Origin of the sequence: Aquabacter albus, from assembly GCF_040049275.1 — a bacterium.
Taxonomy (GTDB): domain Bacteria; phylum Pseudomonadota; class Alphaproteobacteria; order Rhizobiales; family Xanthobacteraceae; genus Aquabacter.
Window position 1 is genome coordinate 114,226 of the sequence record NZ_JBDZDT010000011.1, and the last position, 11,699, is coordinate 125,924.

Below are 11,699 nucleotides of genomic sequence, written 5' to 3' on the forward strand. Positions count from 1 at the left end.
TCCAGATGACGCCAGACACGCCGCCCCCCGCGCCGACGCGCCTTTCGGTGGTCATATGCACCCACAACAGGCCGGACGCCCTCCGGCAATGCATCGCCGCCTTGATGGCCGCGCCGGAGGAGCCGGGCTGCGAATTCATTGTGGTGGACAGCGCTTCGAACACGGAGACGCGGCGCGCCATGGAGGACATGCTGGCGCCCTTTCCCCGCATCGTCCTCCACCGGCTCGATCAGCCGGGCCTCTCCCGTGCGCGCAATACGGGCATGGCGCTCAGCTCCGGCGAATGGATCGCCTTCCTCGATGATGACACGGTGCCCGCGCCCGACTGGCTCGCCCGCGCCTGCACGCTGATCGCCGAGGTTCCCCCCGCCTGCTCCATCATCGGCGGTGCGGTCCATCCCCTCCATCCCGCCGGCATGCCGGCGCTTCCCTCAAGATGGCTTCAGCTCCTGTCCATCATCGAGGAGAAAGGGGAAGGCGATCGCACCCATGCCCCGGCCGTGTGCGGCGCCAACATCATCCTGCGCAAAAGCCATCTCCTCGAGGTGGGCGGCTTTCCTGAGCGCCTCGGCCGCCAGGGACTACGCCTTTTGAGCGGGGAAGAGAAATTCGTCGAGCGCCGCCTCATTACCCTGGGTGCGCGGCTCTGGTATTCCGACCGCCTCAGGGTGCAGCACATGATCGCCCCGGACCGGCTGCAATGGCGATGGATCGCGACGCGGGCCTATTGGGAGGGGATCAGCGACGTCATCATCCTGCGTCTCATGGGCACGCGGCCGGGTGTGTTGAAGGCCCTCAAGGTGGCTTGCGGCGCCGTGATCCTCGGCCCCCTCTCCGTCCTGCCCTTCAGCGGCAGCGATACGGCGCTGCGCTTCTGGTACGACGTGGGCTGGCTGCGCGAATTCATCGGCGGACGGGAGGCCGGCGCGCGGGAAGAGCCGGCTGGCTGAGGGCGTTCGGACCAAGCGTGCCGCCATTCCCTCGCCCAGCAGAACCATCGTCATGGCCGGGCTTGTCCCGGCCATCCACGGGGCTCCGCTAGGTGCGCGCTTAAGGGAGAGGCGTGGATGCCCGGGCCAAGCCCGGGCATGACGCAAGGATCAAACCGCCCCCTCAGCCCGGCCGCGAAACGCTGAGGATCTCGCGCTTGCCGGCATGGTTCGCCGGGCCGACGATCCCCTCATTCTCCATCCGCTCCATCAGGCTGGCGGCCTTGTTGTAGCCGACCTGGAGGCGGCGCTGGATGTAGGAGGTGGATGCCTTGCGGTCCCGCTGCACGATGGCGACGGCCTGCTCGTAAAGATCGCCGCCGGCGTCCCCGAGCGCGCTTTTGTCGAAGACGGCCTCGTCATCGTCCACGCCGTCGTCCGCCTCCTCGATGCTGGTCACCGCATCGAGATAGTCCGGCTGGCCCTGCAGCTTGAGATGGGCGACCACCTGCTCCACTTCCCCGTCCGAGACGAACGGGCCGTGCACGCGGGTGATGCGCCCGCCACCGGCCATGTAGAGCATGTCGCCCTGGCCGAGCAGTTGCTCCGCGCCCATCTCGCCGAGGATGGTGCGGCTGTCGATCTTGGAGGTCACCTGGAAGGAGACGCGGGTGGGGAAATTGGCCTTGATGGTGCCGGTGATCACATCCACCGAAGGGCGCTGCGTCGCCATCACCAGATGGATGCCGGCGGCGCGGGCCATCTGGGCGAGGCGCTGGATGGCGCCTTCTATCTCCTTGCCCGCCACCATCATGAGATCGGCCATCTCATCCACGATGATGACGATGTAAGGCAACGGAGACAGGTCCATGGCCTGCTCCTCATAGAGCGTTTCACCGCTCTCTTTGTCGAAGCCCACCTCCACCTGCCGCAGGATGGTTTCGCCCTTGGCCCGCGCCTCCGCCATGCGGGCGTTGAAGCCATCGATGTTGCGCACGGCGAGGCGCGACATCTTGCGGTAGCGATCCTCCATCTCGCGCACCGCCCATTTCAGGGCGACGATGGCCTTCTTCGGGTCCGTGACGACAGGGGTGAGGAGATGAGGAATGCCCTCATACACCGACAGCTCCAGCATCTTCGGATCGATCATGATGAGCCGGCAGGCTTCCGGCGTGTGCCGGTAGAGCAGGCTCAGGATCATGGTGTTGATGGCCACCGACTTGCCGGAGCCCGTGGTGCCGGCCACCAACAGATGGGGCATGCGGGCGAGATCGGCGATGACGGGCTCGCCGCCGATGGTCTTGCCGAGCGCGATGGCAAGCTTCGCCGGCGCCGCGGCGAATTCCGGGCTGGCGATCATCTCGCGCAGCCAGACGGTGTCGCGCCGCCTGTTGGGCAGTTCGATGCCGATGACGTTGCGCCCCTCCACCACCGCGACGCGCACGGAGGCTGCGCTCATGGAGCGGGCGATATCCGCCGCAAGGCCGATCACGCGGCTCGACTTGGTGCCGGGCGCGGGCTCGAACTCATAGAGCGTCACTACGGGGCCGGGATTGGCGTCGATGACCTCGCCGCGCACGCCGAAGTCGCGCAGCGTCTGCTGGAGCACCGCCGAGCTCTGGTCAAGGAACTCCTCGGACAGCTCGAAATCGGGCTCCAGGAGCGGCGGCTCGGACAGCAGATCGAGGGGCGGCAGTTCGTACCCGTCCTGCCCGATATCCACCTCGTCCAATGCGGGTGCGGCGACCGGTGCCTCAGCCTCCTCCTCGAGGACGGCCTCTGGCGCAGCCTCGATGGCGGGTGCCGGGCTCTCCGGCGGCGCGGGAACCTCCGGCGCCGCCGGGGTGATGGAATGGCGAATCGTCTGCTGGTAGAGCGGCCATGCGAACGATGCCGCAACGCCTGCAAATGCCTCCGCAGGACGCTCCTCATGGAGTTCGGGCACCGGATCGGCGGCCGGAGGCATTTCCGTAGCCGGCGGCGCCGGCATCAGGTCCTGCTCCTGTGCCGTGGGCGGAAGAAGACCCTCCCCCACCACGATCATCCGGGAGAGCTGCCGAATGCGCGCCGGCAAGGCCGATGCGGTTTCAGCCTGCACGGCGACGACCGGCTCGGGCTCGGCTTCGGGTTCAGGCGCGAGCACCGGCTCGATCGCAACCGGGATCTCTACCGGCTCCTCAAGGCTGGGCTCGGAGAATGAGACCGTCTCAACCTCTATCTGGTCCGGGACCTCCACGTGAGGCACGCCCTCATCCTGAGGCTGCGCCTCTTCGCTCAGAAGCTGCGTTTCACCCACAGTACTTTCACCGGCCGCGTCCGGCAGGGCCGTTTCCAGTTCCTCGGCCAGATCAAGCCCCTCAACCACGAAGCGCCAGGTCGCGGTCGCCTCCACAGGCTGCGGCGCCTCCGAATCGGGCTTCCGACGCAGCATATGGTCCGGCGTGCGGGTGAAGCGGGCATTCTGGCCCAGAATGAAAGGCTGGAGCCAGCTTGGGGCGAGGTCCATCCGTGCCCAGGGCGGCACCACCTCGTCTGCGCGCCCCGCCGAATCATGGGGCGGCGCAGAAAGGCGCGCGGACGGCAGCGGGAGGCGCATCGCGGCACCACCGGCCTTGGCCATGGGAGGAAATGGAGGCTCGAACGATTTCGGAGGGCGGTTCGAAGAAGGCATGCTCGTCCATGACCCGGAGGGCCGGCCGGCGGGCCGGTCGCATGGGATCAGGGATAACGAGGGCGGCGTTAACGGGAGGTTTGGAGACGCCGCGTCATCCACACCACCGCGCGTTGACCACACCCGGCGCACAGGCATCAAAACGAGAAATGAAACGTCAGCCGTGCCGCCGCCACTCGGACAGGCGGCGGCGACACGCCGCAGAAAAATCGGGCCCGGATCGCACCAATGGCGCGGTCCAGGCCCGGCCTTCCTCAGACCTTTGCGCGGGGGTCTGTCCTTGCAAGCCTTGCGAGGAGATAGTCCACCTCGGCGCGGGCGGCGGGGTTGAGCGCGCCACCGGGCTTGCGCTGGGCGTCGGAGCCGATGAAGCCGCGGCGCATCAGCACATATTTGCGCACGGCAAGCCCCACCCCCTGCTGCTGCTCGTAGCGCAAGAGCGGCAAATGCGCGTCGAACAGATCGTGGGCCGCATCGCGCTCGCCCGCCTTCTGCAGGTGCACCACGTCCGCCAGCATTTCGGGGAAGGCATAGCCCGTCATGGCCCCGTCCGCCCCGCGCTCCATCTCGAAGTCGAGGAACAGCCCGCCATTGCCGGTCAGGATGGAGATGGGCCGCATGGACCCGTCCTTTTGGAAGCCGCGCAGCGCCGAGATCTTGTCCAGCCCCGGCCAGTCCTCGTGCTTCAGCATCACGCAGGAGGGGTGGTCCTGGACGATCTGCCGGATCACCTTCGGCGTCATCTGCACCGTGAGGGTGAGGGGATAGTCCTGGATCACGAACGGGATGTCGTCGCCGATGGCCTCGATGGCCTGGCGGTAATAAGTGAGGATCTGGTCGTCGGTGCGCAGGCTGGGGACGGGCGCGATCATCACCCCCGCCGCGCCCTTGTCCATCACCGCGCGGGCGAGCGAGCGCATGGCGGCAAAGCCCGGCGCGGACACCCCGACGATGACCGGAAGCCCCGCCATGCCCTTCACGAAGCGCGCGGCGATGTCGAGGGATTCCTCGGGCTCCAGCTTGGGCGCCTCGCCCATGATGCCGAGCACGGTGACGCCGGTGGCGCCGGCCTGGAGATAGCGCTCCATGAGGGTGCCCATGGAGGCCTCATCGATGCGCCCGTCCGGCAAAAACGGGGTGGGGGCGATGGGGAAGAGGCCGCTGGCGGTGATGTCGAGAGCCATGATGGTCCCCTTCAGATGCTGGCGATGAGCCCGCCATCCACGCGGATGACCGAGCCGGTGAGATAGGAGGCGCGGGCGGACGCGAGGAAAGCGACCGTGTCGGCATATTCCTGGGGCTCGCCATAGCGGCCGACCGGGATGGAGCCGGTGCTCTCGGCGGAGACCTCTTCCACCGTGCGGCCCTCGCGCTTGGCCTTCTGCTCGTCGAGGAACTTGATGCGGTCGGTGGCGATGCGGCCGGGGAGGATGATGTTGGCGGTGACGCCGTCGCGCGCCACTTCGCGGGCGAGCGTCTTGGACCAGCCCACGAGGGAGAGGCGCAGCGCGTTGGAGATGCCGAGATTGGGGATCGGCGCCACCACGCCGGAGGAGGTGGAGGTGACGATGCGGCCCCATTTGCGGGCGCGCATGCCGGGCAAGGCGCGGTCGGTGACGGCGATGACCGAGAGCACCATCTGCTGGAAGCTCTTGGACCACAACTCCGGCGACTGGCCGGAGGCCGGGGTGGGGGGCGGCCCGCCGGTATTGTTCACGAGCACGTCCACCGGGCCGAGCCTGGCCTCGATGGCGGCGAAGCGGTCCTCGATGACGGAAAGGTCGGCGAGGTCCCACGGCAGCGCCAGCGCCGTGCCGCCTGAGGCGGTGATGGCGGCGGCGGTGCGCTCCAAGGCGGCGGCGTCGATGTCGCCGAGCGCGACCTTCATGCCCTCGCGCGCCAGGGTGGTGGCGATCGCCGTCCCGAGCCCGCCCCCCGCGCCCAGCACAAGCGCGACCTTGCCGTTCAATCCGAGATCCATGGGATGTCCTTTGTGATGGCTGCCGTGCACCGGCACAGGCGGGGATTAGTCGGCGAGACCGAGATGGCCCTTCAGCGCGCCGCTCGCGGTGCGCTCCAGATAATCGGCCTTGCTGTACTGCATGTGATCGACGCAGAGCTGCGCCAGCGCCCAGCTGTCCGTGCCCTGCAGCAGCTCGATCATGGTGTCGTGCTGGCGGCGCGACAAAAGCAGGCCCTCGCGATCGGCGAGGTTCTTCGCGCGCATAGGCAGCGTCAGGCCCATATAATCCTGGAGCGTGCGCACCAGATAGGCATTGCCGCAGCCCGAGAACAGCATGATGTGGAAGGCATCATTGGTCTCGTGGATGCCGCGCAGATCGCCGGCATCCGCGTGGCGGCAATATTCCGCCTGGATCTCCTTGAGCCTGCCGATCAGCTCAGGTGCCGCCGGCAGCGGGATCTTCAGCGCCGCCTGCCGGGTGAGCATCTCGCGCACCTCGTAGATCTGGCGCACCTCTTCCGCGGAATAGGAGCACACGGTCGCGCCCACATTCTTCTCGCGGCGCACGACCCCATTGCGCTCAAGCTGCACCAGCGCCTGGCGGATATAGTGCCGGGAGGCGCCGTAGCGGGCCATGAGCGTGTCTTCCACCAGCCGCGAGCCCGGTGCGAGGCGGCCGAAGATGATGTCCTCCTCCAGGCGCCGCAGGATCTCGGCCTGCTCGTCGGCCCGTGTGGCGGGAAGTGACAATTCGCTCATGCCGCATCCCTGTGCCGTGTCTCGAAACCCGACAGCCGGTAGCAATCCTCCACCAGCCTCAGGGTTTCCAGATTGTCCTCGGGCGAGGTCTCGAACGGCGCGCCGGTGCGCAAGGCTTCCACGAAATGGGCGATGGTGGCCGCATAGGAGCCGAGATAGGTGGCGTCCGCGTCGAACGTCGCATGCTCCTCCCGGCAGCCGGACACGGAGAGGTCGGGGCCGTCGAGGCGCAGCGTGCCCTTGTCGCCGAGCACGGTGAGCCGGTCCATCTGCTGGGCCGGTGCACCATAAGCAGCGAAGCTCGCGAATACCGAGACGCCTGCGCCGTCCACAGTGGAGAGATGGATCACCGCGCCGTCCTCGCCGCGCATGTCCTGGCATGTCCGGCTCAAAGCGGCCGCCTCCACCTTCAGCGGGCCGAGCAGCATGCGGAGCGTGTCGAGATGATGGATCAGCACTTCCGCCACCAGCATGCGCGCCTCCGTGCGCATGAAGGGCTGGCGCTCCAGCGCCCAGAGATGGCCGTCCGCATCCGGCACCGTGCCTGACGTGACGAGGGTGAGGGAGACGGCCTTCACCGCCCCGATGCGGCCTTCGCGGATCCAGGCGGCCGCCTGCCGGTAATAGGCCCGGAAGCGCCAGTTCTCGTGCACCATCAGGCGCACCCGCCCACCGATATCGGCCACCAATTGCTCGGCCTCCGCCAAGGTGGGCGCGAGGGGCTTCTGGCAGAGGATAGGCAGGCCGTGGCCCGCCGCCAGCCGCGCCAGCTCCGTATGGACGGCGCGGGGCGCGGCGATATCCACCGCATCGAGGCCGCCCGCCGCCAGCATGGCTTCAGCGCTCTCGAACACGGCGGGAATGCCGAACGCCCCTGCCCGCTCGGCGGCACGCTCGCGCGAGGGATCGGCGATGGCGACGACCTTCGCCTTCTCGCCCAATGCCTGCCAGCCCTTCAGATGGTGCTGGGTGACCCAGCCGGCGCCGATGAGCCCGACCTTCAGGGTGGCGGCCATCAGTGCGCCCTCCTCTGCACGGCGGCGCGCACCGCGGCCGAGCCGGTCCCCTTCGGGGCCACGGCCTCGCCCGTATCAGCGTCGAACAGGTAGGCGGCGTCCGCGCGGAAGAACAGCTCCACCGCCTGCTCGGGCGCGGCGATGACATGGCGCGGCAGGCGGGCGGTGATCTCGCTTCCGCCCTCCAGTTCCACCAAAAGAAGCGTCTCGGCGCCCAGCGGCTCCACGGCCACGGTGCGGCCCTTCACGGTGCCGAAGGGCTGGCCCTCCATGGCCGCCGGATCGATCATCATGTCCTCCGCCCGCACCCCCAGCGTGACCTTGCGGCCGGTATAGGATTGGAGCGTCGTGTCGGTCCAGCGGCTAAGGGGGGCATCCACGGCCGCGCTGCGGGCGCGGTTGTCGCCCGACGTCAGCGTGGCCTCCATGAGGTTCATGGGCGGGGAGCCGAGGAAGCGGGCGACGAAGGTGTTGGCGGGCTGCCAATAGACATCGAGCGGCGCGCCGATCTGCGCCACCTTCCCGGCATTCATCACGCAGATGCGCGTGCCCATGGTCATCGCCTCCACCTGGTCGTGGGTGACGTAGATCATGGTGGAACCGAGCCGGTTGTGCTGCTTGATGATCTCGCTACGGGTGTTGACGCGCAGGGCGGCGTCGAGATTCGAGAGCGGCTCGTCGAACAGGAACACCTGCGGCTCGCGCACCATGGCGCGGCCGAGGGCGACGCGCTGGCGCTGGCCGCCGGAAAGCGCGCTCGGCTTGCGCGCGAGCAGCGGCGCTAAGCCCAGGATGCCGGCGACATCCGACACCCGGCGGTCGATCTCGGCGTTGGAGAAGCTGCGCCGGCGCAGGCCGAAGGCGAGGTTTTCCGCAACGCTCATGTGCGGGTAGAGCGCGTAGGACTGGAACACCATGGCGATGTCCCGGTCCTTGGCCGGCACGTCGTTCACCACCCGCCCGTCGATGGAGAGTGTGCCGCCGGATATGGTCTCAAGCCCGGCGATCATGCGCAGCGTGGTGGACTTCCCGCAGCCGGAGGGGCCGAGCAGCACCATGAACTCGCCATCGCCCACGGTGAGGTCCACATTCTCCACAACGGTGGGGCCGGAATTGCCATAGCGCTTGACGATCTTGTCGAGTTTCACGACGGCCATGGCTGCCTCACTTGATCGCGCCGGCGGTCATGCCGCGGATGAGTTTTTCGGAGAAGAAGACGTAGGCGATGATGACCGGGATGACCGAGATCATCACGCCGGTGGCGATCATGCCGATGTCCTGGAAATGGTCGCCCATGAAGGCCCGGATGCCGATGGGCAGCGTGCGCTTGTCCGGGTCGGTGATGAGCACCACGGCGAACAGGAACTCGTTCCAGAGCTGGATGAAGTTCAGGATCAGGGTGGTGGCGATGGCCGGCATGCCCACGGGCAGCACGATGCGCCAGAAGATTTCAAGATCGCCATAGCCGTCGATCTTGGCGGCGTCGAACAGGTCCTGCGGGATGCGGGCGAAGAAGCCCTCCAGCAGATAGACCGTCAGGGGAAGCTGGAGGGAGATGTAGACCAGCGAGAGCCCCAGCAGGCTGTTGTAGAGATTGTAGTCCACCAGGATCTGGTAGAGCGAGATCAGGGTGATCTGCGGCGGGAAGATGATGGACGAGAACAGGATGCCGTAGATCAGCCGGTTGCCCCGGAAGCGATAGCGCGCCAGCGCATGGGCGGCGGCTGCGCCGATGAGGGTCACCACCGCCACCGCGCCCACCACCACCAAGGTGGAGTTCCAGAAATAGGTGGCGAAGTCGGAATCCACCCAGGCGGTGCGGAACTGCTCCCAGTGGAAGGGTTTCGGCCAAGCGTAATGGTCGGCGCTGATCTCGGCGGTGGTGCGCACCGACATGGTGGCAAGCCACAAAAAGGGGCCGAGCGTGTAGATGGTGTACACGCCCAGCACCAAGGCCAGGATACCCCGGCTGAACAGGCGCGGCAGGGGCGCTGCGCCCTCGCGGGCGGCGGCGGAGGCGGTCATCTCTAGTACTCCAGCCGCTCGCGCGAGCCGAGCACGCGGTTGAGGATGATGACGGACGCGCACACCACCAGGAACCACACTGTCGCAATGGCAGAGGGGTATCCGAGGTCGAAGGTGTTCCAGTTGAAGGCGCGCTTATAGACGTAGGTGGAGACCGTCTCGGTGGCCCAGAGCGGGCCGCCCTGCGTCATGATCCAGACGAGATCGAAGATCTTCATCTTGCCGATGAAGGCGAGGATGTAGAGCGAGAGCAGCGTCGGCCGCAGCATGGGGATGATGATGTAGCGCAGCTTCGCGCCCCAGCCGCAATTGTCGAGATCGGCCGCCTCCAGCACTTCCTTCGGCAAAGAATGGATGGCCGCGAGGCACACCACCATGTTGAACCCGGCCCATTTCCAGGCATGGGTGACGATGACGGAGGCAAGCGCAAGATTAGGGTCGCCGAGCCAGGAGGACGCCAGCGCATCGAGCCCCACGGCGCGCAGCATGACGTTGAGGACGCCCCAGTCGTAATTGTAGATCCACATCCACAGGATCGCGACGACCACATAGGAGAGCAGAACGGGCGTGAACCAGGCGACGCGCAGGAAGCGCGCGAACGGCACGCCGGCATAGAGCGCGAGCGCCAGCAGGAGCCCGGTGGCCACATCGAGGACCGGCGCCACGAAGGACCAGATGAAGGTGTTGCGCACCGCGATCCAGAAGGTCTCGTCGGAGATCAGGTCGCGATAGTTCGCGAGACCGACGAAGGTGGCATCCATGCCTTCGATGGTGAAGAAGCTGTCATAGATGGTGCGGAAGGCCGGATAGGCGGTGAGGCCGCAATAGACCAGAAGGCCCGGCCCCAGGAAGATGGCCAGCACCAGACGGGTGGCGCGGCGCGGATCGGCGAGGGTGGAGGAGGAGGCTTTCGCCTCCCCGCTCCGTGACTTGGCCTGCAAGGCGACAGTATCCTGCATGGATCACTTCTTCAGGCAGGCGGCGTCCATCTTGTCGGCCGCCTCCTGGACGCTGATCAGGCCGGCGGGGAAGGCGTTGTTCATGACCTGCACATAGGTGTCCGCGCACTTCGCCCGGTAATAAAGGAGCGGGGTGCCGAAGAAGTACTTCACGTCCTTGTTGCGGGCGTTCAGCTCGGCGAAATAGTCCTTATGCGGGCTCACGATCTTGGCCGGATCGGACTTGAGGCCGCTCTGGAGCGAGACTTCGCTCATCCACTTCGTGCCGTTCTCCGCAGTCGCCATGGATTTCAGGAGCGCGCCCGCGCAGTCCTTGTTCTTGCTCTTCGAATACATCACGAAGCTGCCGGCCACCGCGAGGGTCTTGCAGTCGGGGCAGTCGCCCTTGTCCATGGCGGGGAACTGCATGATGCCGAGGGGGAAATTCTCCGGCATGCCGCCCTTCTCCGGCGAGGCGAAGGCGCGGCCCGTGAACCAGCTGGGGTCCGGGAAGGTGAGCGCGCCGGGGGTGTTGTAGAAGTAGAAGTGGCTCTCGCCGAGCTTCAGGGTGGAGAAGCTCTTGGGATAGGCGCCCGCATCCACGAGGCCCTTGAACCAGGTCATCACCTCGGCGACGCGCGGGTCCTTGAAGGACAGTTCGCCGTTGAGGAGCTTGGCGTAATCATCCTTGCCGAGCTTGCGCAGCAGGGATTCGAACAGGAGCAGGCCGCCCGGGAACGGCCGGTCGCCCACGCCCTGAGAGACCGGGGTGATGCCGGCGGCGACGCCCTTCTTCACGAGGTCGGCGAACTGGGCCTGGGTGAGCTGGAAGGAGGCGGGAACCTCGACCCCGACCTTCTTCACCAGATCCTTGTTGTAATAGAGTTCGACCGTATAGGCCTCGACCGGCACGCCATAGACCTTGCCCTTGGAGGTCCAGGCGGGCTTGGCCCAGTCTTCCAGGCCATTGAGGTCGATATAGCCGTCGAGCGGCTCAAGGAAGCCGCCGGCCAGAAATTCCGGCTGGTCGGGCTCCATGTAGAAGATGTCCGGTGCCTGGCCGGTGCGCACGGCGGACTTCGCCTGGGTGTAGATGTCCGCCTTGGGGATGAAGCTCAGCTTCACCGAGCACTGCTTGTTGGCCGCCTCGAAGTCCTTGACCCGCGCGGTCACCCAATCCTTCTTGGCCGGCTCGTCCGGCCAGTTGCTCCACATGGTGATCTGTGTGGGCTCCTGCGCGGCCGCATGGCCGGCGCCCCCGATCGCTGCTGCTGCCAGAATGGCCGCGGCCCCGATCCCCCGAATGCTCCTCATTGGCGCTACTCCCTTGGATAAATGTTCTGGTTTTGGCGGGAGAGTGAGGGCGAGGTTTCTCATTGTCAATAATGAAACGCCATT

Annotated in this window: 10 protein-coding genes; 1 reads left to right on the forward strand and 9 read right to left on the reverse strand. The window is 66.8% G+C overall.

The window, feature by feature from the left end; genetic code table 11:
- Positions 1-5 precede the first annotated feature (5 nt).
- Positions 6-950: a glycosyltransferase family 2 protein gene (locus ABLE91_RS24885; RefSeq protein WP_348935243.1), complete on the forward strand. Its 945-nt coding sequence runs from the start codon at positions 6-8 to the stop codon at positions 948-950.
- 163 nt (positions 951-1,113) lie between these two features.
- On the opposite strand, the gene ABLE91_RS24890 is transcribed toward ABLE91_RS24885, so the two are convergent.
- The 9 genes from ABLE91_RS24890 to ABLE91_RS24930 all read right to left on the reverse strand — a co-directional run bounded on the left by ABLE91_RS24890 (position 1,114) and on the right by ABLE91_RS24930 (position 11,615).
- Positions 1,114-3,549: a DNA translocase FtsK gene (locus ABLE91_RS24890; RefSeq protein WP_348935244.1), complete on the reverse strand. Its 2,436-nt coding sequence runs from the start codon at positions 3,547-3,549 to the stop codon at positions 1,114-1,116.
- A 305-nt stretch (positions 3,550-3,854) separates the two neighbouring features.
- Positions 3,855-4,784, reverse strand: a complete 930-nt coding sequence (locus ABLE91_RS24895; RefSeq protein ID WP_348935245.1) for a dihydrodipicolinate synthase family protein — start codon at positions 4,782-4,784, stop codon at positions 3,855-3,857.
- An 11-nt stretch (positions 4,785-4,795) separates the two neighbouring features.
- Entirely contained in the window at positions 4,796-5,581 is a 786-nt protein-coding gene (locus tag ABLE91_RS24900) for an SDR family oxidoreductase (protein ID WP_348935246.1), read from the reverse strand.
- Positions 5,582-5,626: 45 nt separating this feature from the next.
- Complete coding sequence (locus ABLE91_RS24905; RefSeq protein WP_348935247.1) at positions 5,627-6,322, reverse strand: GntR family transcriptional regulator; 696 nt, start codon at positions 6,320-6,322, stop codon at positions 5,627-5,629.
- The gene (locus ABLE91_RS24910) at positions 6,319-7,338 is read right to left on the reverse strand and encodes a Gfo/Idh/MocA family protein (RefSeq protein ID WP_348935248.1); all 1,020 of its coding nucleotides are present in this window, start codon (positions 7,336-7,338) and stop codon (positions 6,319-6,321) included. The genes ABLE91_RS24905 and ABLE91_RS24910 overlap by 4 nt, the downstream gene beginning before the upstream one ends.
- Positions 7,338-8,495, reverse strand: coding sequence for an ABC transporter ATP-binding protein (locus tag ABLE91_RS24915; RefSeq protein WP_348935249.1), 1,158 nt, complete (start codon positions 8,493-8,495; stop codon positions 7,338-7,340). The genes ABLE91_RS24910 and ABLE91_RS24915 overlap by 1 nt, the downstream gene beginning before the upstream one ends.
- A gap of 7 nt (positions 8,496-8,502) precedes the next feature.
- Complete coding sequence (locus ABLE91_RS24920; protein WP_348935250.1) at positions 8,503-9,363, reverse strand: carbohydrate ABC transporter permease; 861 nt, start codon at positions 9,361-9,363, stop codon at positions 8,503-8,505.
- A gap of 2 nt (positions 9,364-9,365) precedes the next feature.
- Positions 9,366-10,322, reverse strand: a complete 957-nt coding sequence (locus ABLE91_RS24925) for a carbohydrate ABC transporter permease (protein ID WP_348935251.1) — start codon at positions 10,320-10,322, stop codon at positions 9,366-9,368.
- A gap of 3 nt (positions 10,323-10,325) precedes the next feature.
- Complete coding sequence (locus ABLE91_RS24930) at positions 10,326-11,615, reverse strand: ABC transporter substrate-binding protein (protein ID WP_348935252.1); 1,290 nt, start codon at positions 11,613-11,615, stop codon at positions 10,326-10,328.
- Positions 11,616-11,699 lie beyond the last annotated feature (84 nt).